Below are 25,219 nucleotides of genomic sequence, written 5' to 3'. Positions count from 1 at the left end.
ATACTTTATTGAAAAAACCTTGTCCCAGTGCAGACAAGGTTTTTTGTTGCTTTAAGAATTATTAAATTCTTAAGTTTGGATAACAAAGTATTGTGTCTTACTCTAGCTCCAGCACCCAGCAACTTTTTTTACTAAGTAAAATTAAAGCGCCCTCACACAGTATATAGCAATCTTAGCCGTTCTTCCACTTCGAGTATATACGGCGTCGACTTTGGCCCAGGACGGAGGTCCTGCCAGATCTTAATCTGCGTTCCTTTGTCAGAGCGCTTGCACTTTTGTTTTCGTATTACTCCAATTTGCTAATATTCCATAGCGGCATGATGCCTTATAAAAAAGTAAAAGGATCTGTGTGAATCTCTGATGCTACCCATTCAACTTTGAACCCCTTGTCACCGCAGAGTTTTTCCATTTTGTTTTTAACTCCAAGTTTCATAACTTTTTCAACATTATGGCCCGGGTCTACTATATTCAAATCCAGTGCCATGGCATCATGTGCAACATGATAGTATAAATCACCGGTGACATACACATCTGCGCCGCTGAATTTAGCCTGGGTAATATATTTATTGCCATCTCCTCCGAGCACGGCAACTTTCTTGATTGTCGCATTTGGTTGACCTACAAAACGGACGCCATTAACATCCAAAGCTGTTTTAACAAATCCGGCAAATTCGGCTAGTGTCATTTCCTCTTTTAGTTTTCCGATACGCCCGAGCCCAAGTTTTTCACCTTGGTTATCCAGATTAAATATATCAAAGGCCGGCTCTTCATAAGGATGGGCCTTAAACATAGCTGACAAAACTTTCCGTTCCCTCTCAGCTGAATAAATTACCTCAATTTTAACTTCTTTTACCTCTTCCAGAATTCCTTGCTTTCCGATAGCTGGATTGCTATTTTCGCCCGGAAGAAAACGCCCTGTCCCAACTGAAGTAAAAGAACAGCTGCTGTAATTGCCAAGCATTCCTGCTCCGGCAGCCCCTAGTGCCGTCCGCAAGCTTGCCTGAGTATCCTCCGGACAGAAAACAGCAAGCTTTTTCATGGTCTGGGTATAAGTAGGAACTAAAACTTTTGTGTCCTCCAATCCGAGCGCTTCCGCCAGCAAATCATTTACTCCGCCCTTAGCTACATCTAGGTTAGTATGAGCGGCGTATACGGCTATATCATGTTTAATCAGCTTCTCAATCATCCGACCGCTGTATTGATCAGTGTTGATATTTTTCAATGGCCTAAAAATCGGCGGATGATGGGCTATTATCAGCTGTACGCCTCTTTCAATTGCTTCATCCACTACTTCATCCAGTACATCCAGTGCTATCATCACCTTTGTTACCGGTTTATTCAGGCTGCCAATCTGCAGCCCGATCGGGTCACCTTCCATAGCAAACGCTTTAGGAGACCATTGTTCAAAAAGCTCGATGATTTCAAAACCATTTGGGGTTTTCATTCTTTTAAAGCCTCCTCTGCCATCTCAATTCTAGCAGCCAATTCTTCACGTTTCTCAGCTACTGCTTCTCCCTGACCACTTTCCTCAATCTGTTTCAATATTTTTTTCCAATGCTCCTGCTCCATGCTCCACTTTTTTCTAAAAACAGGATTTTTCTCTTTTAGCAAAAATGGGCCGAAAAGCAGTCCTGCATCCTTTTTATCCTGATATAGCTTAAGAGGGTCTCCTTTTTCAGCAACAATTATTTCGTAGATTTTTCCGTCCTCTTCCAATATCTCCTCATTAATGATTGCCCAGTTATTATCCATCAGCCATTGCCGCACATTGTAAGCACCAACATTCGGCTGCAAAATTAGCCTTTCAACAGATTCAAGTTTTACTTTTCCATTTTCTAAAATAGAGGCAATTAAAGTACCTCCCATGCCTGCAATGGTGATGCAGGTTGCTTCTCCAGATTCAAGGACCTCAAGCCCGTCTCCCTTCCGTACAGAAATGGATTGATCCAGGCCGGTTTGTCTTACCTGCTGTCTCGCTGAATTATAGGGACCATCGCTCACTTCGCCTGCTATTGCTTTTGAAGCCTGATTATTCAAGATACTGTAGCAGGGCAAATAAGCGTGGTCTGACCCAATATCCGCAAGGACGCTTCCTTCGGGTATGTATGAAGCTACTCTTTCTAACCGTTTAGATAATTGCTCATGATTCATATTTATCTCACTTTCTTAAATACAATTTAGTCCGATGCTCTCTTAAGTATAAAAAAAGTCCTTTGCATATGCAAAGGACTGCCATCATTACAAACAAAATCTAATTATTTAAGTTCTGCCAGGTATTTAGCCACGCCGTCGAGTTGGTCCTCAGGGACTAAGCCGCCAGGCATGCCGCCGCCAGTGCCATTCTTTATTATGTCCTTAATTTCATCCTGTGATTTGCGTTCGCCAACACCTTTTAATGCCGGACCAGCACCGCCGCTTAAATCTGCTCCGTGGCAGCTAACGCAGCTTTGCTTTACCAATGCTTCTGGATCAGCAGAAGCAGTTTTTTCTTCTGTTGGCTTTCCGCCATTTTCATGCTCCGCGACAAGGTCTTTGGAATCTCCCAAACCTTTAAAAGAAAGAAGAAACATGAGACCAATACCTAACGCCATAATCATGACAAATGGGATAATCGGATTGCGATTCATAGATTTACCTCCCCTATGTATAACCTTTTCTGTCTACTAAATAAATTATATACAAACAAGTTATATTTTACTGTAAAAAACTATTAAGGGAAAGACCTAAAATGGAAGCCTAAAAATAAATTCGCAATTTTGACAAAAAGTTTCTTATATTTTTGGTAAATATTTTCAAAATTTAAATGCTATTCTTGCCAAAAAGAAACATATCACTACAGTTCCAAGGATGCCCGCAATTGTAAAGTAAAGCAATGATAATTTCCTGCCAAATCCCCACCATACCAGACAATTGGCCAATAAGGATGAGTAAAGCACTGTATTGTTCTTTGGTGCAAATCCCTCCACTGAATCTACAGTTGCAGCCAATATCATCAGCGAAGCCCCAATCAGGCTCACTTGCATAAGCGGTTTTCTGCTGGAAAATAAGTATACAAAAAGTAATAACAAAAGCGCAGCAGCGGCTGAAATGGCGATTTGCATTTTAAAGGGTAATTGAGTAAAATTAGTCAAACATATGGCACCAATTACAATAATTGCGATGGCCAAATATGGCAGCATGCGCAGAAATGTATTTTTTCCATCTCTCGTCTTTACCTCTATTTCTTCTCCCTCACTATAGAGAGCGAGCAGATAATCGCAGTATTGTTCGGGCAGCAGACGTGCTTTTTTCCAATAGAGTATTTCATTGATGATTATTTTCTTCCGCGTTTTATTCATGGACGCACTTCCTAAAATAATTTCGTCACTTCATTATATCGGAAAAATGGAAAAGGTTTTCAATTATTTCAGCAATATGCTTGATACTAAAAAACAGCCCGCCCCGCAAAGGAGCAAGCTGTTTTTAAGATAAGCTATCTTTGATTATTCAAGGAAGTCCTTAAGCCTTTTGCTGCGGCTCGGATGGCGAAGCTTACGAAGCGCCTTTGCCTCTATTTGACGGATCCGTTCTCTAGTTACGCCAAACACCTTGCCTACCTCTTCAAGAGTGCGGGTACGGCCATCATCCAATCCAAACCGTAGACGAAGAACATTTTCCTCACGGTCTGTCAGGGTATCAAGTACGTCCTCCAGCTGCTCCTTTAATAGTTCATAGGCAGCATGCTCAGAAGGAGAAGTTGCATCCTGATCTTCAATAAAGTCTCCTAAATGGGAATCATCTTCCTCCCCAATTGGCGTTTCAAGAGAAACGGGCTCCTGAGCGATTTTAAGAATTTCCCGAACCTTTTCGGGAGTCAGATCCATATCCTCGGCTATTTCTTCCGGAGAGGGTTCGCGTCCAAGATCTTGGAGAAGCTGTCTCTGAACACGGATTAATTTATTGATGGTTTCAACCATATGGACCGGTATACGGATCGTTCTTGCCTGGTCGGCAATCGCGCGCGTAATCGCCTGACGGATCCACCATGTGGCATACGTACTGAATTTAAAACCTTTGCGGTAATCAAATTTCTCCACCGCTTTAATTAGCCCCATGTTCCCTTCCTGAATTAAATCCAGGAACAGCATGCCTCGGCCGACATATCTCTTGGCAATACTGACAACTAAGCGAAGGTTTGCTTCAGCGAGACGGCGTTTTGCTTCTTCATCGCCTTCTTCAATCCTGGTTGCCAGCTTTATTTCTTCCTCGCCTGACAACAGATCAACCCGGCCAATTTCCTTCAGGTACATGCGGACTGGATCATTAATTTTTACACCTGGGGGAACGCTGAGGTCATTTAGATCAAATTCCTCTTCCTTTTCAAGATCCTGAATATCCGGATTATCTTCGTCTTCCTCTTCCAAATCACTTTTGGCTACCACATCAATTCCCTGGTCCCCAAGATACTCATAAAATTCATCCATCTGGTCGGAGTCCATTTCGAAGCTGGCCATCCGTTCAGTTATTGTCTCATATGTGAGATTACCTCTTTTTTTTCCCTGCTCAACTAATAGATCTTTTACCTGATCTAAGCTTAAGTCGTTATCAACCTCTTTGGAACGCGCTGATTTTTCAGCCATGTGTTCCCCTCCTTCCAAAACTTACACCATTGCCCTCATATTTAAAGAAGCCTTCTTAATTCAATGATTTCCATTCCGATTTCCGAAGCCCTTTTAAAATTGCCCATGCGCTCCGCTTCTTTTCTTTCTTCATCTTTTTCTTTTATCTTTAACATTTTTTCATGTTTCAACACTTGTTTTAAACAATCGGATAGCTCCTTATCGGAAACCTCCTCATTTATAGACAGCATTTCTATCTCAGAAACAATCCTTCTCAGGTTTGGATCGGGCAGATAGGTCATGAAAAAACTGGAATCAGGCTCGTGTCCATCCTCATAAAAAGCATAAAGATAAGTAATAATTGCTTGATGTTCATCCACATTAAATGTAGTGGGTCCCATCATTTCCTGAACTTTTAAGGCGGTTTCCCTGCTTTTTAGCATATGAAAAATCAGCTGAATTTCTGCATTCTGATAAACAGGACGCAGTTTCTGTTCATATTGCAGCCTGACTTGGGGCTGTACCGTGTTTGCACTGGGCATTTTGCCTTTCTTTTTTTCAGCATAAAAAATCTGTCTTTGCTGCTGTTCCAATGCATCAAGTGAAAGAGTAAACTCAGACGATAGCTGCCTAAGGTAATAATCCCTTTCCACCGCATTGCCGAGGCGGGATATCTCCCGTAATGCCGCTTCAATATATTGAATCCGGTCACCCTCATTCGTCAAGTTTTTCCCTCGGCGCAAAAATTGCAGCCTGAATCCTGTTGCCGTTAGACTCGCGCCGATTACATCCGTAACAAAGCTCGTTGCTCCATACTTTTTAATGTAATCGTCCGGATCCAGGTTATCCGGCATAAGCGCTACTTTAATGGATAACCCTGCCTCCTGAAGCATTGTAGAGGCCCTGTCAGCCGCTGTAATCCCAGCTGAATCGGAGTCATAGCATATCAGCACATTGGAAGTGTTGCGTTTTATCAGATCGATATGCTGAGGCGTAAGAGAAGTTCCCATAGTGGCAACCGAATGGTCAATGCCAGCAGCAACCGCTGAGATACAATCCGCAAAGCCTTCGAACAGGACAACCTGTTCCTTTTTCCTGATTTGGGGTCTTGATGAGTGAAAATTATATAATATTTTGCTTTTATTAAAGATTGCTGTTTCAGGGCTATTCATATATTTGGGTTCATCTTCCCCCAGGGCTCTTCCTGAAAAAGCAATCGTATTGCCTTGATGATCCAAAATCGGAAACATGATGCGGTTCCTGAAGCGGTCAAAATAGGTGCCGTCTCTTTCCCTCATGATTATGAGGCCCGCTTCTTCCAGCCTTTTGCTGGAAAACCCCCGCTTAGTGAGAAACTTATAAACAAAGTCCCACGAATCCAAGGAGTAGCCGATCTGGAATTTTTTAATTGTTTCTTCGGTAAAGCCCCTGCCAAGCAAATATTCTAAGGCTTCCTGTCCCTCCTTGGTATTCAATAACAAATGATGATAAAACTTTTTAAGAAGCTCATGAGCCTCCATCATTTGTTTAATGCCCTCTGGAAGTTCTGACTTTACAGAACCGGGTCCGATTTCAATGTCCAGCTTAATGTTGCCTTTTTCAGCCAGGTTTTTCGCGGCCTCAATAAAACTGTAGCTTTCGATATCCATCAGAAACGTAAATGAATTACCGCCAGCACCGCACCCAAAGCAGTGAAAAATCTGTTTATCGGGCGATACCGAAAAAGAAGGGGTGCTTTCACCATGAAACGGACAAAGGCCGAAGTAATTTCGCCCTTGTTTTTTTAACTGTACGTACTCACCAATGACATCGACGATATCGACAGCATCTCGAATTTTGTTAATTGTTTCATCATCAATCCGGGTATTAGTCATATACGATCACCTTAATTTTGTCGGCGATAAACATAATTCTAGATTTCAATCACAAAATCCTTCAAGGTTCGACAATATTTCTGCAAAGGATTTTTTAAACCTATGGCGGTCCGCCGCAGTAAAGGGCTTTGGCCCTTTTGTATGCTTTCCTTGCCTTCTAAGCTTTGCGGAGTAAAATCGCATATCCAGCAATGTTTGAATGTTGTCATCATTGTATTCCTTTCCCCTGGGAGAAAGCGCATAAACACCCTTTGCAAGAGCTGTAGCCGCAAGCCCAATGTCCGCCGTAATGACAATATCTCCTCGCTTGGATGCATTGATGATGTAAAGATCAGCTGCTTCCTTATCCGCATCAACATAGACCCAATTTCCAACAGACGGCTCATTCATCATATTTTTGACTGAAGCAACGAAGCAAACAGGAATCTTGTGCATATCCGCACATTCAATGACTTCCTTTTTTACAGGACAGGCATCCGCATAAACTTTCAGGTTCATTTTCATATCTTTTAATTCTACATGTTTTTCAATTATCCTTTTTCTCCTTTACAAATGTTTTTTCGGAGCAGGATTTGTCGAATTATTTTATACGTGAAACCTTGACATCTCACCGTTAATAGTTTATTCCTATTTAGTCAAGTCTAAACCTTGAGAATTTATTTTTATCACAATTTTTTATTATAGTATACAAGTGCTAAAATTTCTAATAAAAAACCTCACTACTGATGATTAATGAATCATCAGACACAAGCGCGAGGAAATATATGTAAATATAACAATTATCGCCAATAAAATAGCGGGACCAGAGCCGAAACCTTGGCCAAGCATTTTTTCAAATAGCTTTAAGCACATTGGTTCATCATCTCTGCCACCCGCAAAATTGTTCCCAGCCAGATAGACTGCTATTTTCGGTTTTGAATAATATTAATAATCGAATTCGCTGTTTCTTCTACAGCTTTGTTTGTCACATCAATAATGGGACAATTGAGCCTGGAAGCAATTTCTTCAAAGTATTTCAATTCTTCCTTAATTCGCTCTACGTTCGCATAGATGGCATGATCGTTAAGTCCAAGTGACTTTAACCGTTCTTTTCGAATATGGTTCAACTTTTCAGGGCTGATCTTTAACCCGAAGCATTTTTCAGGGGAAACAAGGAATAGTTCCTCCGGCGGTTCCACTTCTGGGACTAGTGGTACATTGGCAACTCTATACCGTTTATGCGCGAGATATTGGGAAAGCGGAGTTTTTGATGTCCTTGAAACGCCAACCAGTACGATATCAGCCCGCAGGATTCCTCGCGGATCGCGCCCATCATCGTACTTGACTGCAAATTCGATTGCTTCTACCCGCTTAAAGTAATCTTCATCTAATTTCCTTACCATGCCCGGCTCGTTAAGGGGATTTGAGTTGCATTTCGTCTGCAGTATACCCATGAGGGGACCAATAATATCGTAGGCAAGCACATCATCCTTACTTGCCTGCTCCTGCAGATAAGCCCTGATATCTGGCTTCACAAGCGTGTAGACTATAATGGCCTGGTTAAGCTTTGCAAGCGATATTACCTCATCGATAATTTGTTCGTCCTCAACATATGGAATGCGTTTAATTGTAAAATTTGTCCCAGCAAACTGGCTGATTGCCGCCTTCGCAACAAGTTCAGCTGTTTCCCCAACTGAATCAGAAACCACGTATATGATCGAATTCACTAGAAAGTATCCCCCTTTTACAAATCATCGGCTGCAAGAGACAGAAAAGCCTTTGTTATATTGGTTTTCGTAATTCTCCCGGTGACCTCAAAGCCCTTTTCCGTTTCCTTAACAATTGGAAGCGCATCTATTTGCTTCTCAATCAATTTTTTTGCAACATCAATCAAAAGGTCATCTTTCATACACATTGTAATATTCGGCATCCTTGTCATGATAATGTTGACAGGTATCGTGTTTAGTTCTTGTTTCCCGATGCTGGCCCTGAGTAGGTCTTTACGGGACAGTACGCCAACTAAGATTGATTCTTTGTCGACAACAAACAATGTTCCTACATCCTCAAGGAACATCATTACGATTGCATCATAGACAGAAATACTTTCACTTACAACGACCGGAATTGATTGGAAGTCTTTGACATAAAGTTTATTCAGATTGTCGGTCAGCAGCTGCGTTGTCGTCTTTCCTGTGTAGAAATAACCTACCCTAGGCCTCGCGTCCAGATACCCGGCCATGGTCAGGATGGCCAGATCCGGCCTAAGGGTTGCACGCGTCAGATTAAGCTGGTCTGCAATATGTTCTCCTGTAATTGGGCCGTTTTCCTTTACGATTTGCAGTATCCGTGCCTGCCTTTTGTTCAGTTCTATTTTCCTCACCGCCCGCCGCTCTTAATGGTTTGTTTATATAAATTATATACTATCCACTTGAAATGAAAAGACCAAGCCTATGATATTAGTGGAATATCTTAGGGTAAAAGACAAAGACCTGCGAAATCGTTAAGCAGGCCTTACATGATTCAGTAGTTTATTGAAATTATGAAACAATAATTTTATTCATCTCGGCAAACTGGCGGATATAGCCACTTATTGCTTTCAACAGTGCCAGCCTGTTTTTCCTTAAGCCAGGATCTTCTGACATTACCATTGTATGTTCGAAGAAGTCTTCGATCTCAGACTTTAATGACACTAAACTATTAAATTTCTCTGCTTCAGTGGAAAGTGTTCCGTAAATTTCACTAACAGACTGAAATTTATTGTACAATGCCCGTTCAAAATCATTTTCAAATTTAGCTTCATTGATTTGATAGGTATCTTCAGCTTTTGAAGCCAAATTTATAACCCGGCTTAGTGCTTCAAGATTCCCTTTAAAATCAGGATCCTGCTTTCTCGATTCAAGAACCTGTGCTCGTTCCACAAGCGAAGAAAGGGTGCCAAGCTGATTTTCCAGCAAAGCGTCTGCAATATCATAGCGAATTCCCTCTTCAGCCAGGAGATGCTTTACGCGCGCTTTTAAGAATTGCAGAATGTCATTTCTAACTTCCTCAGCATCTCTAGAACCAATTGAAGCCTTTTGAAGAGAGCTGACCGCCATTTCTACGAGTTCCTCTACGGAAATTCTCCATTTTTTGGCGGTTAAAATATTCACGACACCGCTCGCCTGTCTTCTTAGTGCGTACGGATCCTGAGAACCAGAAGGAATGATTCCGATCGAGAAGAATGCCGAAATTGTGTCCATCTTTTCTGCGACACTTAGCACTGCACCAATTATAGAAGGAGGCACTTCATCATCGGCATGCCTTGGCATATAATGCTCATTCACAGCAGCTGCAACAGCCTCATCTTCACCTTTAATACGTGCATATCTCTCTCCCATATATCCTTGAAGCTCTGGGAATTCATATACCATGTTTGTGACAAGGTCAAATTTACTTATTTCAGCAGCACGTTTTGCATGCTCTTTTTCTTCAGAAGTCATGCCCAAAGCTTCAGAAAGATCCAGTGTGAACTGTTTAACACGGCTAACCTTTTCTGCTAAAGTACCAAGTTCCTCATGGTATACGATCGATTCTAGCTTTTTCAAAGAAGTTTCAATTTCTACCTTTTGATCTTCCTTATAAAAGAAAGAAGCATCGGAAAGACGGGCCCTTAGGACTTTTTCATTACCTTTTGAGACAATTTTAAGATTTCTGTCATCCCCGTTCCTAACTGTTACAAAATAAGGAAGCAACTCACCTGATGCGTTCTTAACAGGAAAATAACGTTGGTGTTCCTTCATCGAAGTAATAAGAACTTTTTCCGGAAGCTCCAAAAATTCCTCCTCAAATGTGCCTGATAAAGCAGTTGGGAACTCTACCAGATTGGTTACTTCCTCCAGAAGCTCCCCATCGACCGGAATTTCCCATCCGTTTTCCTGTTCAAGCTGTTTCAGCTGCTCAAGAATCAGTGCTTTTCTTTCTGATGGATTAACAATGACAAATTGCTTTTTAAGTTCTTCTTCATATGACAAAGCATTGGAAAGGGAAATTTCTTCACCTAAAAAACGATGCCCTTTTGTTATCCTGCCAGTCTCCACATCAGCTAGACTAAACGGGATCACTTCTTCTCCGAATAATGCAGCGATCCACTTAATCGGACGTGCAAAACGCAATTCCTGATTAGCCCATCTCATATTCTTCGGGAAAGTCATAGAGGAAATTATTTGATTTAACTCGTTTAACAGATTGAATGTAGGCTGGCCCTTGATAAATTTTTTCACATGGACATATTCCACTCCAGCTATTTCTTTAAAAAAGATATCATCTACAGTGACACCCTGTCCCCTGGTAAATCCAATCGCAGCTTTTGACCAATTCCCTTGGGCATCAAGAGCAATCTTCTTTGCCGGACCTTTTGCCTCTTCATTAATATCCCTTTGTGATTCTGCGACATCTTTTATCAATACTGCAAGCCTGCGGGGAGACGAAAATGCAGAAACATCTCCAAATTCAATAGCCTTTTCCTGAAGCCATTTCTGGATTCTATCAGTAAGCTGTTCCATTGACGATGTTACAAAGCGTGCAGGCAATTCTTCGAGACCAATTTCAAGCAACAAATCACGCTTACTCATTGATGAATTCTCCCTTCTGTTTCAGTATCGGAAATCCGAGCTTTTCCCGTTCTTCATAAAATGTTCTGGCAATCTTACGTGCCATATTTCGGCAACGTGCAATATAGCCCGTACGTTCAGTAACAGAAATTGCGCCCCTGGCATCAAGCAGATTAAAAACGTGAGAGCATTTCAATACATAGTCATAGGCAGGATGGACAAGACCTTCCTCCATTTGACGCTGGGCTTCCTTTTCATACATTGTAAACAGCTGGAACAGCATATCAGCATCCGAAGTTTCAAATGTGTATTTTGAATGTTCGTATTCAGGCTGCATGAAAATATCCCTGACAGTAAATCCTTCCGTCCATTCTAAATCGAAGACATTTTCTTTTTCTTGAATATAGGATGCCAATCGCTCGATTCCATACGTAATTTCCACAGAGACCGGCTTGCACTCTAATCCGCCTACCTGCTGGAAATATGTAAATTGTGTTATTTCCATGCCATCAAGCCATACTTCCCAGCCAAGGCCGGCACATCCAAGGGAAGGATTTTCCCAGTTGTCTTCAACAAACCGGATGTCATGGTCAAGCGGATTTATCCCCAGAGCCTTCAAGGAATCCAGATAAATTTCCTGAATGTTATCCGGAGAAGGCTTCATGATCACCTGGAATTGGTGGTGCTGATATAGCCTGTTAGGATTTTCGCCGTATCGTCCGTCAGCTGGACGTCTTGATGGCTCTACATAGGCTACATTCCAGGGCTCAGGACCGATAGCCCGAAGAAATGTATATGGACTCATAGTTCCGGCACCTTTTTCTACATCATAGGCCTGCATCAAAATGCAGCCTTGGTCTGACCAATGCTTTTGCAGCGTGAGTATCATGTTTTGAATATTCATCGTGCATCTACCTCCAAAAATTTTCTTATTTCCAGGCAAGACGCAGTTTTTAGACAAACAAAAAACTCTCGTTCCTATGCCTGGTTAGCATAGGGACGAGAGTTACCCGCGGTTCCACCCTACTTGCCGAATAAATCGGCCTCTTTTATCTGCACTATGCAGGATAAATTGCTCCGGACTGCCTTTCCCTAAAGCTTCCATACCCCGGCTTACACCGTCCCGGGTTCGCTAATACGGAGTGCTAAAGGTACTCCTTTCCATCACAGCAACGAAAATATTATGAATAAATTTTATCCAAGTCACCTGAGAATGTCAAATAAGAAATGCGCAAGCGCCCTTTTAAAGGAACGTCACCTAAAGTCTGGCAGGGTTGAAATCTAAAGCCATTTCAACCTCCATCCTGTGCCAAACGCCGACGCCACCACATCGTGTGCAAGCGCCGGAGCTAGACATTTGTACTTGTCTCATACTTTAAATCTGGTCAATAACGAACATGCGAAATTTAAATCAAACCCTTTAAATTATCCATTTGTTTTAAGAATTTCTTTGATTTCAGCTGCAGGCCGGAAAATTCATCATAATAGGAATCAATAACCAGCTGCAATTCTTTTTTTGTTTCCAGCTTAACTGAAATGTTACCCAGCCGGGAAAGGTCAAAATGGTAAAACAAGCGCAGCAGCTTAAGTGAGGATGGTGAAATTTTTATCCGGTAAGGATCTTTTTCAAAACATCGGTGGCACAGAAAACCGCCTTCTCGTAAGGAAAAGGAAAATTCCCCTTCCGTGTTTCCGCAATTGGCGCAATGGTCCAGCGTCGGTGTTAATCCGAGTACAGACAGCATTTTCATCTCAAATATAAATTTAAGAATTTCCGCGTCATACCCCTCATCTATGTAAATAAGTGTTTGCAGAACAAGTTCGAAAAGAAAAGGGTTGGATTTTTTATCCTCAACGCTTTTATCAAGCAATTCGATGATGTAGGAAGCATATGCGGTTGCAAAAATATCCTCCCTGATAGAACGCAGGCTGTTGATGGTTTCCCCCTGCTGAAGCGTTCCCAGGCCACTTGAGGGCTGAACAAGAAAATATCCGTAATAAAAAAGCTGAGTGACGGCAGAGAGCCGGCTGTTCGGCTTGCTTGCCCCTCTTGCCATCACTCCTGTTTTACCCCATTCACGGGTATACAAAGTAATTATTTTATTATTCTCTCCGTAATTTGTCCGGCGAATCACAATGCCTTCACATTTTTGAAACAATTAGGCCACCACCTGTATGGCGAACACAAGTCAAATCCATAGTTGTTGCGGAAGGCAATTTGCCAATGCTCTGCAACAGTTATCATAATAATTAAGTCCAGAGCATAAATATCTCAATGGCTGCAGCAACCTGAATGTACTTTCGGCGGTAACAACTATGGTGTTGTCTCTAAATCCAGAGGCTATCACCAGAAGCTGAAACCTATACGTTCACTTTCTTGGGACGCAACATCTAAATATTATTACCTAGGACCATATCGACTATGAGACGGGAAAGTCAATTTCTGCTAGCTCTTCTTCCATTCTTTCGGGTCTTTCTTGTCTCTCCACCTCAAGCTCTTTAAAAAGCAGATAAGTGTCCACATTACCTGTCTGACTGAATACCTTCCAGGTAAAATCCAACATATAAAGCCCACCTTTCCGTTTTACTAGCATTTTAAATCCCTGCCATAAGATTAGCTTGACCGTTCGATTAATATTGATGTGAAGCAAAATTTACTAATAATTAATATTCGTCTTCTCTGAAACCGTAATCCCGTAAATGAGTCGCACGGTTGCGCCAATCCTTTTGGACTTTGACCCATAATTCCAGGAAGACCTTTGAACCGAGCAGATTTTCAATATCCAGCCGTGCTCTTTTGCCTACTTCCTTCAGCAATTTACCTTGTTTCCCAATGACTATGCCTTTTTGGGAATCACGTTCTACGATAATGGTAGCCATCACATTTATTGTTTCACTGTTATCCATTTTTTTAATAGAGTCGATTACGACTGCAATGCTATGCGGTATTTCCTCTCTTGTCAGGTGAAGCACCTTTTCACGTATCAGTTCAGAAATGATGAACCGCTCCGGATGGTCTGTAACCTGGTCTGCAGGATAAAACTGCGGCCCTTCCGGCAGGTGTTCCTTGATTTGCGTGAGCAACGTCTCTACATTATTCCCTTCAAGGGCCGAAATGGGAACAATAGATGCAAACGGGTGTAAATCCTTATAAGTTTGAATCAATGGTAAAAGTTCATCCGGGTGAATCTGATCGATCTTGTTTACTACAAGGAACACAGGTGTTTTAACACCCTTCAGCTTTTCAATTATGAACTCATCACCGCGTCCGATTCCTTCCTGAGCATTGATCATGAACAGGATTAAATCTACTTCCCTCAGGGTGTTCGTAGCGACTTTCATCATAAAATCGCCGAGTTTATGCTTTGGCTTATGGATTCCCGGTGTGTCGATGAAGATCATTTGAGAATCTTCCAAAGTTAATACTCCTTGGATTTTATTGCGTGTTGTTTGCGGCTTATCACTCATAATTGCAATTTTTTGGCCGATTACCCTGTTAAGGAAGGTGCTTTTTCCTACATTTGGCCTTCCAATAATGGAAATAAAGCCTGATTTATGATTTTTTGTTTCTGTATCAAATAGTTTAGTCATGTAAATCCTCCGGTGAAAAGGCTCCTGGAAGCAGCTCTTCCACTGTTAATTCTTTAATATCCCCTTTTAGGTTGGTTAAAACAACTTTCATGTCCTTTGGGCACAATTCAGCAATTACCTGTCTGCATGCTCCGCATGGCGGTACTGGTCTGTCAGTGTCCGCGACAACAGCAATCATGGAAAAGCTTCGGTCACCTTCTGATAATGCTTTAAAGAGCGCTGTCCGCTCCGCACAATTTGTCATGCTGTACGCAGCGTTCTCAATGTTGCAGCCATGGTACACCTTGCCGTCCTCTGTTAGCAGCGCTGCTCCTACCTGAAACTTTGAGTATGGTACATAGGCTTTTTCCCTTGCTTTGGCTGCTTCTTCAATTAAATCTTTTTGTTGCATTGTTGCATCTTCCTTCCTAAACCGCTCATTTTTATCAGAAAGGGATGTTCCTTTATTTTACCTCGAAACTCCCTGTCTTATATATGTTGTTTTTAAAATGTAATATAAATGTTAGAATTTTCTAACAAATACACTCCATTATGTACTCCCATCATTGTCAAAACATTTTGGGTAAAAAGATGACCGCTCCAACAATAACCGAAAACAGGCTATAAACAAGAACTGCTCCAGCTGCAATATCTTTTGCCTGTTTCGCCAAAGGGTGGCGCTCTTTGGTAATTAAATCAACTGTTCTTTCAATGGCCGAATTAACCATTTCCAGCGTAAAAGTGCCAGAGATCGCAGTTAGGATAAACAGCCATTCGACCGGAGAAATGGCCAGCTTCCAGCCAAATAGCAGCGTGATTGTCGAGATTACTAAATGAATCTTTATATTTCTTTCGGTACGTGCTGCTGTATAAATCCCATAAAAAGCAACACCAAAGCTTTTGACCAACGAGGAGTTTCGGTTACTGTTCTCTTGTAAGCCCATACTCTGCTAAAATGACCCTTTGTTTAGTGAACATTTCTTTTTCATCCTGTTCATCCATATGGTCATATCCTAATAGATGCAGGAATCCATGCAGGGCAAGGAACCCGAGCTCCCGTTCGAAGCTATGGCCATATTCTTCAGCCTGCTCTTTAGTCTTCTCGACAGAAATCACAATGTCACCCAGCATCCGAGGCATATCAGCCCCCACAATCTGAACTTCCTCTTCGCCCATTTCTTCCAGCGCAAAGGAAATAACATCGGTTGCGGCATCCTTTTCCCGGTATTCCTTATTGATCTCGCGTATTCGTTCATTGTTTGTAAAAGTTACTGAAAGCTCACAATCCTCCTCAATACCTTCTTTTACCGCAGCAAAATGGAGCAATTCTTCAATCATGGCTGTTTCTTTTTCGGATACTTCATTTGTCTCGTCAATAAAATCGATATCAAATATCATATTTTCACCTTCTGTTCCGTTTTTTGGAATTCAGGATATTCTATCCTTGAATGGAATATCCCATTTAATGTCTCGCATAGCGATTTTTTAACAATTTGAAGTTCCCGCATTGTAATATCGCATTCATTAAACTGATGATCATGTAAACGGTCACTGATAATGCTGACAACCAGGTTTTCTATTTTTTCTGCAGTTGGCTGCGCCATCGATCGGACGGCTGCTTCCACGCTGTCTGCAATCCCAATCACGGCTATTTCTTTTGTTTGCGCTTTAGGGCCAGGATAGCGATAGTAATCTTCATTAACATCTTCTCCCAGTTTAGTTGCTTTATGATAAAAATACTTTAACAATGTGGTCCCATGATGCTGTTCAGCAATATCGACTATTTCCCTCGGCAATCTATGCTTCCGTAATATTTCTGCCCCATCTGTAGCATGGGCAATAATAATATCCCTGCTTGTGGCTGGAGGAAGCCGATCATGCGGGTTATCAATATTCATTTGATTTTCAATAAAAAACTGAGGACGTTTTGTTTTTCCGATATCATGATAATAGCACCCTACCCTCGCCAGAAGGCCATTAGCTCCAATGGCTTCGCATGCTGATTCGGCAAGGTTCGCTACCATGATACTGTGATGGTATGTCCCCGGTGATTCCGTTAGTATTTTCCTAAGAAGAGGGTGGTTGGGATTGGACAACTCAATCAATTTCATCGTTGACAAAATACCGAAGCCAGCTTCAAAGAATGGCAGCAGGCCAATCGTCAGCACTGAAGATAGTAGTCCAGATAGAAGTGCAGCTGCAAAGTAATACAAAAACTCCATTTTGGAATATTGTCCGTCGGAAATGAACAGGAACGCAAGAATAAGAGCAAAATTGACAAATGACAAGGCAAGACCTGCAGGCAATATTCTTGCTTTAAAGTTACGGCTTGTAAGGATGATAATCCCCGCCATGCCGCTAAACAGGATATAAAGCCCAATTGGAATATCCAGCACACCCGTACTGCCTTCATTAAAAATAATTGTTCCGAATCCAGCCAGCAGTATTGTCGCAGCAGCGGCATACCGTTCATTCGAGAGAATCTTAATGATCATAGAGGCCATAGCTGCCGGAAAGAAATAACCCAGGTTAGCAAACCGATCTCCCGAAAACAGGCTAATCGTTTTCATGATAGATATAGCGATCAAAAACACTACAATAAAAATAATTAAATGATTCGTCTTAAAGTCATTGCTTTCTTCTGCTGTATTAAAAAAATAATATAGCGCTGCTACAGTCAAAATGATAATAATGGCTAGGCCTACAAAAGGCTGGATTGTTTTATCTCCTTCCAAAACACCAGTCAGTTCCAGCTTCCGGTAGATTTCCCTGTCGACAAGCTGGCCTTCTACGACAATAATCTGGCCTTGAAGAATTTTTACCGGTTCAACACTTTCCAGCGCTTCCTGTCTCTGTTCCTCCGTTTTTTCCCTGTCAAAAAAAACATTCTGTATAATGACATTCCGGGCCAGAGCAATAGAGGCAGCTTTTAATTCCCCCTTGAGGCTGGAAAACCTCAGCTCCTCTTCAGCCCTTTTTTTAGCATTCTCGACTTCATCTGCAGGGATTCTGGTGCTCATTACATTATTAACAACTGTAACTGTTACATCTTTGGCTATTTGCAAATCAGCTTCGGCAGCCTCCACCAAGGCAGTGAAAATGTGGCTTGGCAGCTCATTATTGACTTCATCCGTTAGTTTCCCTTTCAGGAGTTCGACTTTTTTATCAGTAGATAGATGATCATCAGGCTTGGCGGAATCCCCTGGCTTCTGGTGAGCCGGGGGAGTTTCATTCATCACTTCAATGGCGGAATCGAAAATGGAATCTACTAAATCAACCTTATTTTGCGCATATTCTTTTTTTAACGTATAAACGTCTGAAACCTGTTTAACCGTATCATTCTTTTCCTGCTCCGTTTTATATGTATCCTCTACTGTTTTTCCCGCAATAATGGTCTGTTCCGCAGGCTTGAACAATTCTACCGTAATTTTTTCCGGTTTAACATTTGAATACATTACAGCGTATGAAAAAACTCCCAAAAACAGGAGAAGAACAATTTGAAAAACCTTAAGTCCCAGCAAGTCCTTCAGTTTTGTTAAATAGGCGTTTATCGTGTTCAAATTTCCCCCTCCTACGAAAAGCGCAAGCAACCCTGGCAAAGGACGAACGGCTAAGTGTGCCACGTCCTGTCGCAACGCTGTTCTGATCCACAACGTTACACAAGGAACGCCGACTAAGGTGTGGCACATCCTGTGCCACACGTCAACGCCAGCTCGTCCTATGCAAGTCCGACAAGCATAAGACAAGCGTGGCAGAAGGCGCTTTTTGCCTTCCGTGGCGCTTGACTTTTGACCTCGAGGCCGGCTAAAACCACCACGTCCCTGTGGCGACGCCTCCACTAACACATTTTGTACGTCAGAGCTGGGTGCTGGAGCTGGATCAGCGCTTGTTATAAAAGACAATTTTCTTAAGTCTTCAAAAGTACTAGTACCGGGCACTAGAGCTAACACTGGCTTAAAATTAATACATTTCTAAATAAAGGTATTAAACAATAAGGTATTCTGTTTATCACGGTAATTAGCAGCAATTCCCTTTTTTAAGTATCACTATGTAAAATGATAACAGTTTTTAGGACAACTTTCACCTACCTTATTGCATCAGCCTTATGGATTTTGAAAGCACACACATGCCCTGTTTTAAGAAGAAAGAGCCATATGTTAATCCTTTTTATTCGGAAGATACGCATTCGTCGTTCGCGCCAACAAAAAACCCTTGCGTGAAAGCAAGGATTTCGACGGATTTATTGATTTGCTTTTTCATATGCATCAATGATTTTCGCGACGAGAGGATGCCTGACGACATCACTCTGTTCGAGATAAATAAACGCCATGCCGGACACATTTTTTAAGAGTTCCTCTGCCGTGAGAAGGCCAGATTTTACTCCTTTAGGAAGGTCAATCTGAGAGCGGTCTCCTGTAATAACCATCCTAGAACCAAAACCCAAACGCGTAAGGAACATCTTCATTTGTGCCTGTGTTGTGTTTTGCGCTTCATCCAGGATGACATAAGCATCATCTAGCGTCCGGCCTCTCATATATGCTAGCGGAGCGATTTCAATGGTTCCGCGCTCAATCATTCTCTCTGTTTGTTCTGTTCCCAGAAGATCATGAAGGGCATCATACAAAGGCCTTAAGTAAGGATCCACCTTTTCCTTCAAATCTCCCGGAAGGAACCCGAGACTTTCTCCTGCTTCTACTGCCGGCCTTGTCAGGATAATTTTTTTAACCTGGCCGTTTTTTAACGCATTAATAGCCATAACTACGGCCAGATACGTTTTCCCTGTCCCGGCAGGACCGATTCCAAACACTAAATCTGCCTTTTTCATAGCTGATATATAATGCCTCTGGCCAAGAGTCTTCACCCGGATCACTTTCCCCTTGGCTGTCCTGGCAATTTCCTCTTCGTATAAATCGCGGAAGTATTCCAGCGTCCCTTTTTTAGCCAGTTCCGCTGCATACATTACATCCCGGGCACTAATATTAATGCCTTTGCGGATTATTGAAAGGAGCGCCTTAATAATGTTTTCGGCCTTCTCCGCATTTTCTTCTTCCCCGGATACCGTTATCGCTTCACCCCGGGTTATAACATTTACGCCAAGCTCTTCTTCCAGCACTTTTAAGTTTGAGTCTGATATGCCCAATAATGCCATAGCTTCATTAGGCGATTCTAATTGTAGTTTTACGACTTTTGCATCTTCTGGCATTCGTTAGTCTCCTTGAATGATTGGTATACCAACAGCGATATCTTCTATTACCTGGTAATGAATTGATAGTTTAACTTTACCATTGTCCACTCCAGCATGCAAAATTTTTTCCCCGATAATCTTCGCACCCTCAGGCAGCTGTTTTTCCAAATCCTTGATAGCCATTTTCTTTGCCTCTGCCATTGCTTGTCCCTTAGTATATACCCTGGTAATTTGCTCTTTGCTGCGATATGTTTCTGACATATACGCTGCAGGCAGTTCCCATTTCCAGAACTTAAAAGGTTTGGTTGTGCTTTCAACTTCATACTGCTTGTACTCCGGTTTTTTAAACCCCCAGACTGGTAAGGAAAAACCGCTTATATTTATATAATGTTTCACCTTTTCGTCACCATTAAACACCGAAAATTTTGTTTTTAGCGGAACTTCCACTGTGGACTTATACCAAGTTTCTCCCAGGACCTTACCCTTGGCCCCTACTACGCGCTGATTATTCTCATTTCCAATGACCCCGGATACAAGCAATTGACCTTTATTAACATAATCGCTTATTTCTACCTGCTTTTGCCCTTTTTCAACAAACATTCCTACTATGACGGCTTTTTTTCTGGCCACAAGATTTCGGGGGGAGAGTTTCTCTGCTTCTTCCGGCTGTTCTTTTTCGACCACTTGAAAGTGGAAGGTTGTCCCCTTTAATTCTACACCAATCCACGTTACTGCCTTAATATTATCTGAAAGCTTTCTTTGAATTGTTTCCACATCGTCGATCAGAAATTGTACCTTGCCGACCTCAACCCCAATCTTGTCCAATTCTTTACGGATTGCATGCTCAGTCTCAGGATTAGCGCCTTTGATCTCAATTCCCCAGACCATATTTGATAGCATGAAAATAATAATGAAAAAGGATAGCAGGCCGATTAAAAAGCCACTGTATTTTAAAGCTCTTTTTGTAAAAAAAGGAATCCCCCTGCCTTCTATGAAGGAAACCTTGCAGTCACTGTTTCTGACAACCGCTCTCAGGGTTGATATATCCTTCAGTTCGATGCAAAACAAAACGGTGTCTTCACCGCTGCGTTTAACATCCCATATGGAAATATTCTTTCTGAGGAGTCCATTTATAAGGCGCTCTGCTCCAATTCCGCTTGCTTTGACTTTTACGAACCCGGTGTAAAAGTTTGTCCACTGATTTTTCACGGGTGGTTCTCCTCCTTCGCACTTATCCATCGAGAAAAAATACTTTATCGATCTTTCCTTCAAGCATGATTTCCTCCGGAAGGATCGTTTTGATTACAAATGACTCACCCTTTATCAATAGCTGACCCTTTTTCAGCATCAGCCTGACTTCATTATCCGCAAATGCCAGCAAACCGCGGTGATTCTCGATGTAGATATGCAGCTGGCCGATTATGGTGATTCTCGGAAGGTCCATCATGACATCCTGTGGAAGGTCCATTGTATTCACCATAAGCTGTTTAATTTTCTGCCCCCATTTTCGCGCCATAAAAAAGAACCCCCTTTCATCTCAAATGTATGAAATGAATGGGAGTTCTAGACCATTTTCCTGCCTGCCAGTGTTAATATCGCTCAGGAATGGAAAGATTATTTTACGGCATTCTCCTTCGGGAAGCAGGCCTCTTAGCCCGAGGCGGGCCTAATACTTCTGCGAGGATGATGCCATCAATAATGCTCTTATTGTCCAATTTGATGGTAGAGCCTTGAAGGGAACTTTTTTCTCCTTCACGGTGCTTATATTCAGCGGAAAAAAACGGGTTAGCAATGTCAGTTTGTAAGTTTTCTTTTTTAGTTTCTGAAACTATTTCAGCTGCCTTGTTAGGATAGTTTAATGCTGTTGTAACAGACGGAGGCAGTGAAGGTTTTATGTGCTCCATTTTCTGAAGCGGCTCGCTGCTCTTCCCGGGCTGTTGTGACGGTTTGCGATTCTGATTACCCACGGCCTTTTTCTTCTTTTTTAAAAGTGAGGAAACAAAGGCTGCAAAAATGAGCAGCAAAAATGTATTGCTTAATAGGAAATCAATTATCGTGTCCATCTGCTGGCCTCCTCCCTTCTGCGTTTTTATCTTTTGTCAGCATGTAACGGCCAAAACCAAGTTGATGCGTTATTTATCTCCGTCTTTAGGATCCTTTGACAATTTACCGATAGAATCACGCATATCTGTATCCGCTGAAATGTTTTGGATATTCATATAGTCGTATACACCAATATTGCCTGACTTTAGGGCTTCAGACATGGCAAGCGGCACTTCTGCTTCCGCTTCTACTACCTTGGCCTTCATTTCGACGACACGCGCTTTCATTTCCTGTTCTTGGGCAACAGCCATGGCGCGCCGCTCCTCCGCTTTTGCCTGGGCTATTTTTTTATCAGCTTCAGCCTGTTCCGTTTGCAGATGCGCCCCTATATTTTTGCCGATATCCACATCAGCTATATCAATCGAGAGAATTTCAAAAGCCGTTCCTGAATCAAGTCCTTTCGTAAGGACCGTTCTGGAAATCATATCAGGATTTTCGAGTACTTTTTTATGATTTTCAGCCGAACCGATTGTTGATACGATCCCTTCGCCTACACGGGCAACAATGGTTTCCTCACCGGCACCGCCGACTAAACGGTCGATGTTTGCCCGGACTGTAATTCTTGCCTTTGCCTTTACCTCGATACCATCCATAGCAACACCGGAAATAAACGGTGTTTCAATGACCTTTGGATTAACGCTCATCTGCACCGCCTCAAGTACATCCCGCCCCGCAAGATCAATAGCAGCACCTCTTTCAAAGGGTAATTCAATATTCGCTCTTTGCGCGGCGATCAGTGCATTTACTACTCTGTCGACGTTACCTCCCGCAAGATAATGGCTTTCCAGCTGGTTGGTCGTAACTCCAAGCCCCGCTTTATGGGCTTTGATAAGCGGATTAATGACCCGATTTGGAATAACCCGGCGGAGCCTCATCCCGATTAGTGTAAAAATACTGACCCGTACACCTGCTGCCAAAGCAGAGATCCAAAGCATCACCGGTACAAATGTCAGCAATATGGCGAGCACTATAATCGCCGTGGCAATTGCCAATAAAAGCAATATTGTTCCTGAAGTCAATTCCATATATTTCACCCGTTTTCTATTAGTCTTTTAATTGCCCTGCTTCCCTTACAACAATCCTTGAACCTTCTGTTTTAATAACTTTCACGGTCGTACCCTTCGATATAAAGCTGCCTTCTGTCACGACATCAATCCTTTCGTCATCAATGATAACGGTTCCGGACGGCCTTAAATCGGTAGCTGCCAGCCCTGTTTTTCCAATTAGCTCCACACGGCTGCGGTTTGAGATATATCCGCTTTCCGTGCTGGTTGAGTCAGTAAGAATAATTTTTTTAAAAAATTTCATTTTTCTCCCAAACACCTTTACTAATATAATCGAAAGAATGAGGGCGGCAGCAAAAGCTATCAGCAGCGAAACCGCCATATGTGAAACATTGTCCGAAGCCATAAAGAGGCTCCCTACTACACCAGCCAATCCCAATACACCAACAAGGCCACCGGGGACAAAGACCTCCAGGATGATTAGGATAACTCCGGCTACAAATAATAGCAGCGACTCATAGCCTGCGAGGCCGGACACCATATGTCCATAAAAGAACAGCAGCAAGGATAGCATCCCAGTTAAGCCTGGCAAACCAAAACCTGGTGTATACAGCTCCATCACAAGCCCAATGCTGGCCAGCGTCAGCAAGATCGGTACAACCACCGGATGGGTAATGAAACGTGCGAGCTTTTCAGCAAAGCTTTCATCCAGCTGCCGGATATCAGCGTTCTCTATTCCCAGCCTGCTGTACAGCTCTGCCCTGCCGGCAACTGTTCCTTCACTATAGCCCGCTTTCTCCGCCTGTTCGGCAGTAAACGTCAGCAGTCTTCCTTTTTCCGCTCCATATTTCGGCAGGTTTATGCTTTCATCCGCCATTGCCTGGGCATAAATTGGGTCCCGCCCATTTTGTTCAGCAGCCGTTTTCAAAGCAGCGAGCCAATAGGACTGTGCTTTTTTATCAGCCGCATTTCCGGCAGAATCTATCACCGCTGCCGCTCCCATTGTTGCCCCGGGCACCATATATATTTCATCTGCACTTAATGAAATATAGGCTCCTGCAGACAGTGCCTGATTATTTACAAATGCAACGGTATGAAGCTTTGTTTCTGAAATGGACTTTGCAATTTTGCCTGCCGCATCTACCGCGCCTCCCGGTGTGTTCACATCAAAAATAATCATGTCGGCTCCTTCTTCTTCAGCTGTATTAATCGACCGTGAAAGAAAAGCATTTAACCCTTTCTCGACGGTATCTTCAATAGGCACGACATAAACCATCTGCTGCTTAGCCTCGGTCTGCGGCAAAAAGGATATAAGCCCTAATCCAAGGAAAAGGAACATAATAACGGACCATTTGCGCATACTCCGCCTCCTTTCCTTTTTTCTATCATTGCTTACCTGTTACATACGTATGTAATCGAGAAAAGTTTCATGTTTTATTAGGGATGAAGGCTAGGTTAAAAGAACACGCTAATTTGATACATTTTACAAAATTGACCATTGCTTACCGCTTATTTTCGGTTATTCTCTCAGTGGCCATTCATTCCAGGATACTCCTTTAGTATTTTTTTGACATCAAAAAACCGCAGGCACAAGTCCTGCGGTTTGATGCGAGTTTAAGATAAATGTTGTTGTACTAATTTGTTAACAAGAGAGCCGTCAGCTTTGCCTTTAACTTTAGGCATTAACGCTGCCATAACCCTACCCATATCAGCTTTTGATGATGCATTTATATCCTCAATCGTTTGTTTCACAATTAAAGAAAGATCTTGCTCAGAAAGCTGCTCCGGCATATAAGCCTCAACGAAATTGATTTCGGTTCGGATTTTGTCCACGAGGTCAGTTCGGCCTGCGTTTTCAAATTCTTGGAGGGAGTCTTTGCGTTGTTTTAATTCGCGAGAAAGGATAGTCAATTCTTCCTCTTCTGATAACTCCTGCTTGCCAAGCTTTATCCCTTCGTTTTGAAGTGACGCTTTCAGCATACGAATTACAGAGAGTTTGTCCTTTTCCTTGTTCCTCATCGCTTGTTTCATATCATTATTTAAACGCTCGAGAAGACTCATATTTCCACCTACTCTTAGAATTTACGTTTTCTAGCAGCTTCAGACTTTTTCTTACGCTTTACGCTTGGCTTTTCATAAAATTCACGCTTCCTAGCTTCCTGAAGCGATCCTGCTTTAGATACAGTACGTTTGAAACGACGAAGAGCATCTTCAAGCGATTCGTTTTTACGAACGACGGTTTTAGACATCTCTTTCCCTCCCTCCGAAAACAACACACTAACTCTTAGTGCTACATGATTTCACATGTACTTAGCCA

General features: G+C 42.3%; 26 protein-coding genes. All 26 read right to left on the bottom strand.

All coding sequences use genetic code 11. The features are described from left to right. Positions 1-325: 325 nt before the first annotated feature. The 26 genes from D0469_RS00930 to rpsU all read right to left on the bottom strand — a co-directional run bounded on the left by D0469_RS00930 (position 326) and on the right by rpsU (position 25,151). Positions 326-1,444: a Nif3-like dinuclear metal center hexameric protein gene (locus tag D0469_RS00930; RefSeq protein ID WP_117324778.1), complete on the bottom strand. Its 1,119-nt coding sequence runs from the start codon at positions 1,442-1,444 to the stop codon at positions 326-328. Continuing rightward, a complete protein-coding gene (locus D0469_RS00925) occupies positions 1,441-2,151 on the bottom strand; it encodes a tRNA (adenine(22)-N(1))-methyltransferase (protein WP_117324777.1) in 711 nt (236 codons plus the stop codon). The genes D0469_RS00930 and D0469_RS00925 overlap by 4 nt, the downstream gene beginning before the upstream one ends. Positions 2,152-2,255: 104 nt before the next feature. Next, positions 2,256-2,627, bottom strand: coding sequence for a cytochrome c550 (cccA, locus tag D0469_RS00920; protein ID WP_117324776.1), 372 nt, complete (start codon positions 2,625-2,627; stop codon positions 2,256-2,258). Positions 2,628-2,792: 165 nt separating this feature from the next. After that, positions 2,793-3,338 (bottom strand): hypothetical protein, encoded by a 546-nt coding sequence (locus D0469_RS00915; RefSeq protein ID WP_117324775.1) that lies wholly within the window; start codon positions 3,336-3,338, stop codon positions 2,793-2,795. 144 nt (positions 3,339-3,482) lie between these two features. After that, complete coding sequence (rpoD, locus tag D0469_RS00910) at positions 3,483-4,619, bottom strand: RNA polymerase sigma factor RpoD (protein ID WP_117324774.1); 1,137 nt, start codon at positions 4,617-4,619, stop codon at positions 3,483-3,485. Between the two features lie 41 nt (positions 4,620-4,660). Continuing rightward, positions 4,661-6,472, bottom strand: a complete 1,812-nt coding sequence (gene dnaG / locus D0469_RS00905; protein ID WP_117324773.1) for a DNA primase — start codon at positions 6,470-6,472, stop codon at positions 4,661-4,663. 45 nt (positions 6,473-6,517) lie between these two features. After that, a complete protein-coding gene (locus D0469_RS00900; protein ID WP_117324772.1) occupies positions 6,518-6,970 on the bottom strand; it encodes a YaiI/YqxD family protein in 453 nt (150 codons plus the stop codon). A 404-nt stretch (positions 6,971-7,374) separates the two neighbouring features. Next, the gene (locus D0469_RS00895; protein ID WP_117324771.1) at positions 7,375-8,178 is read right to left on the bottom strand and encodes a pyruvate, water dikinase regulatory protein; all 804 of its coding nucleotides are present in this window, start codon (positions 8,176-8,178) and stop codon (positions 7,375-7,377) included. 17 nt (positions 8,179-8,195) lie between these two features. Continuing rightward, the gene (locus D0469_RS00890; protein ID WP_117324770.1) at positions 8,196-8,831 is read right to left on the bottom strand and encodes a helix-turn-helix transcriptional regulator; all 636 of its coding nucleotides are present in this window, start codon (positions 8,829-8,831) and stop codon (positions 8,196-8,198) included. 157 nt (positions 8,832-8,988) lie between these two features. Then, complete coding sequence (gene glyS / locus D0469_RS00885; RefSeq protein WP_117324769.1) at positions 8,989-11,061, bottom strand: glycine--tRNA ligase subunit beta; 2,073 nt, start codon at positions 11,059-11,061, stop codon at positions 8,989-8,991. Further along, positions 11,054-11,944, bottom strand: coding sequence for a glycine--tRNA ligase subunit alpha (gene glyQ / locus D0469_RS00880; protein WP_117324768.1), 891 nt, complete (start codon positions 11,942-11,944; stop codon positions 11,054-11,056). The genes glyS and glyQ overlap by 8 nt, the downstream gene beginning before the upstream one ends. 502 nt (positions 11,945-12,446) lie before the next feature. Next, positions 12,447-13,199 (bottom strand): DNA repair protein RecO, encoded by a 753-nt coding sequence (recO, locus tag D0469_RS00875; RefSeq protein WP_117324767.1) that lies wholly within the window; start codon positions 13,197-13,199, stop codon positions 12,447-12,449. A 261-nt stretch (positions 13,200-13,460) separates the two neighbouring features. Then, positions 13,461-13,604 carry a YqzL family protein gene (locus D0469_RS00870; RefSeq protein ID WP_117324766.1) on the bottom strand — a complete coding sequence of 48 codons (144 nt, stop codon included), beginning with the start codon at positions 13,602-13,604 and terminating at the stop codon, positions 13,461-13,463. 100 nt (positions 13,605-13,704) lie between these two features. Further along, positions 13,705-14,631 carry a GTPase Era gene (era, locus tag D0469_RS00865; protein WP_117324765.1) on the bottom strand — a complete coding sequence of 309 codons (927 nt, stop codon included), beginning with the start codon at positions 14,629-14,631 and terminating at the stop codon, positions 13,705-13,707. Then, positions 14,624-15,022 carry a cytidine deaminase gene (locus tag D0469_RS00860; RefSeq protein ID WP_117324764.1) on the bottom strand — a complete coding sequence of 133 codons (399 nt, stop codon included), beginning with the start codon at positions 15,020-15,022 and terminating at the stop codon, positions 14,624-14,626. Before D0469_RS00860 ends, era begins: the two co-directional genes overlap by 8 nt. Before the next feature lie 157 nt (positions 15,023-15,179). Further along, positions 15,180-15,554, bottom strand: coding sequence for a diacylglycerol kinase family protein (locus D0469_RS00855; RefSeq protein WP_117324763.1), 375 nt, complete (start codon positions 15,552-15,554; stop codon positions 15,180-15,182). Continuing rightward, a complete protein-coding gene (ybeY, locus tag D0469_RS00850) occupies positions 15,532-16,008 on the bottom strand; it encodes an rRNA maturation RNase YbeY (RefSeq protein WP_117324762.1) in 477 nt (158 codons plus the stop codon). The genes D0469_RS00855 and ybeY overlap by 23 nt, the downstream gene beginning before the upstream one ends. Further along, the gene (locus D0469_RS00845; protein WP_325048920.1) at positions 16,005-18,170 is read right to left on the bottom strand and encodes an HD family phosphohydrolase; all 2,166 of its coding nucleotides are present in this window, start codon (positions 18,168-18,170) and stop codon (positions 16,005-16,007) included. Before D0469_RS00845 ends, ybeY begins: the two co-directional genes overlap by 4 nt. A gap of 680 nt (positions 18,171-18,850) precedes the next feature. Next, entirely contained in the window at positions 18,851-19,813 is a 963-nt protein-coding gene (locus D0469_RS00840; RefSeq protein WP_117324760.1) for a PhoH family protein, read from the bottom strand. Between the two features lie 3 nt (positions 19,814-19,816). Further along, positions 19,817-21,004, bottom strand: coding sequence for a sporulation protein YqfD (gene yqfD, locus D0469_RS00835; protein WP_117324759.1), 1,188 nt, complete (start codon positions 21,002-21,004; stop codon positions 19,817-19,819). Positions 21,005-21,026: 22 nt separating this feature from the next. Further along, positions 21,027-21,311 (bottom strand): sporulation protein YqfC, encoded by a 285-nt coding sequence (gene yqfC / locus D0469_RS00830; RefSeq protein WP_117324758.1) that lies wholly within the window; start codon positions 21,309-21,311, stop codon positions 21,027-21,029. A 103-nt stretch (positions 21,312-21,414) separates the two neighbouring features. Continuing rightward, the gene (locus D0469_RS00825) at positions 21,415-21,858 is read right to left on the bottom strand and encodes a hypothetical protein (protein WP_117324757.1); all 444 of its coding nucleotides are present in this window, start codon (positions 21,856-21,858) and stop codon (positions 21,415-21,417) included. Positions 21,859-21,927: 69 nt separating this feature from the next. Beyond that, complete coding sequence (floA, locus tag D0469_RS00820; protein WP_407675716.1) at positions 21,928-22,923, bottom strand: flotillin-like protein FloA; 996 nt, start codon at positions 22,921-22,923, stop codon at positions 21,928-21,930. 19 nt (positions 22,924-22,942) lie between these two features. Beyond that, positions 22,943-24,262, bottom strand: a complete 1,320-nt coding sequence (locus tag D0469_RS00815) for an NfeD family protein (RefSeq protein WP_117324756.1) — start codon at positions 24,260-24,262, stop codon at positions 22,943-22,945. A gap of 254 nt (positions 24,263-24,516) precedes the next feature. Continuing rightward, positions 24,517-24,963 (bottom strand): GatB/YqeY domain-containing protein, encoded by a 447-nt coding sequence (locus D0469_RS00810; protein WP_117324755.1) that lies wholly within the window; start codon positions 24,961-24,963, stop codon positions 24,517-24,519. 14 nt (positions 24,964-24,977) lie between these two features. Further along, positions 24,978-25,151, bottom strand: coding sequence for a 30S ribosomal protein S21 (rpsU, locus tag D0469_RS00805; RefSeq protein WP_028391853.1), 174 nt, complete (start codon positions 25,149-25,151; stop codon positions 24,978-24,980). Between the last annotated feature and the right edge of the window lie 68 nt (positions 25,152-25,219).

The organism is Peribacillus saganii (genome assembly GCF_003429095.1).
GTDB classification, from domain to species: Bacteria; Bacillota; Bacilli; order Bacillales; family DSM-1321; genus Peribacillus; species Peribacillus saganii.
The sequence above is the reverse complement of the archived record's forward strand: the minus strand, read 5'-3'. Positions and strand labels throughout refer to the sequence as shown.

Excerpts from the sequence above, each read along its gene's own strand:
- era (WP_117324765.1), bottom strand. The coding sequence starts at position 14,631 with ATGACTAAACTATTTGATACAGAAACAAAAAATCATAAATCAGGCTTT.
- D0469_RS00870 (WP_117324766.1), bottom strand. The coding sequence starts at position 13,604 with ATGTTGGATTTTACCTGGAAGGTATTCAGTCAGACAGGTAATGTGGAC.
- yqfC (WP_117324758.1), bottom strand. The coding sequence starts at position 21,311 with ATGGCGCGAAAATGGGGGCAGAAAATTAAACAGCTTATGGTGAATACA.
- D0469_RS00925 (WP_117324777.1), bottom strand. The coding sequence starts at position 2,151 with ATGAATCATGAGCAATTATCTAAACGGTTAGAAAGAGTAGCTTCATAC.
- dnaG (WP_117324773.1), bottom strand. The coding sequence starts at position 6,472 with ATGACTAATACCCGGATTGATGATGAAACAATTAACAAAATTCGAGAT.
- D0469_RS00840 (WP_117324760.1), bottom strand. The coding sequence starts at position 19,813 with ATGCCAGAAGATGCAAAAGTCGTAAAACTACAATTAGAATCGCCTAAT.
- D0469_RS00810 (WP_117324755.1), bottom strand. The coding sequence starts at position 24,963 with ATGAGTCTTCTCGAGCGTTTAAATAATGATATGAAACAAGCGATGAGG.
- D0469_RS00900 (WP_117324772.1), bottom strand. The coding sequence starts at position 6,970 with ATGAACCTGAAAGTTTATGCGGATGCCTGTCCTGTAAAAAAGGAAGTC.
- glyS (WP_117324769.1), bottom strand. The coding sequence starts at position 11,061 with ATGAGTAAGCGTGATTTGTTGCTTGAAATTGGTCTCGAAGAATTGCCT.
- floA (WP_407675716.1), bottom strand. The coding sequence starts at position 22,923 with ATGGAATTGACTTCAGGAACAATATTGCTTTTATTGGCAATTGCCACG.
- D0469_RS00860 (WP_117324764.1), bottom strand. The coding sequence starts at position 15,022 with ATGCAACAAAAAGATTTAATTGAAGAAGCAGCCAAAGCAAGGGAAAAA.
- D0469_RS00825 (WP_117324757.1), bottom strand. The coding sequence starts at position 21,858 with ATGGACACGATAATTGATTTCCTATTAAGCAATACATTTTTGCTGCTC.
- D0469_RS00815 (WP_117324756.1), bottom strand. The coding sequence starts at position 24,262 with ATGCGCAAATGGTCCGTTATTATGTTCCTTTTCCTTGGATTAGGGCTT.
- rpoD (WP_117324774.1), bottom strand. The coding sequence starts at position 4,619 with ATGGCTGAAAAATCAGCGCGTTCCAAAGAGGTTGATAACGACTTAAGC.
- D0469_RS00930 (WP_117324778.1), bottom strand. The coding sequence starts at position 1,444 with ATGAAAACCCCAAATGGTTTTGAAATCATCGAGCTTTTTGAACAATGG.
- ybeY (WP_117324762.1), bottom strand. The coding sequence starts at position 16,008 with ATGATATTTGATATCGATTTTATTGACGAGACAAATGAAGTATCCGAA.
- glyQ (WP_117324768.1), bottom strand. The coding sequence starts at position 11,944 with ATGAATATTCAAAACATGATACTCACGCTGCAAAAGCATTGGTCAGAC.
- D0469_RS00855 (WP_117324763.1), bottom strand. The coding sequence starts at position 15,554 with ATGGGCTTACAAGAGAACAGTAACCGAAACTCCTCGTTGGTCAAAAGC.
- cccA (WP_117324776.1), bottom strand. The coding sequence starts at position 2,627 with ATGAATCGCAATCCGATTATCCCATTTGTCATGATTATGGCGTTAGGT.
- D0469_RS00915 (WP_117324775.1), bottom strand. The coding sequence starts at position 3,338 with ATGAATAAAACGCGGAAGAAAATAATCATCAATGAAATACTCTATTGG.
- rpsU (WP_028391853.1), bottom strand. The coding sequence starts at position 25,151 with ATGTCTAAAACCGTCGTTCGTAAAAACGAATCGCTTGAAGATGCTCTT.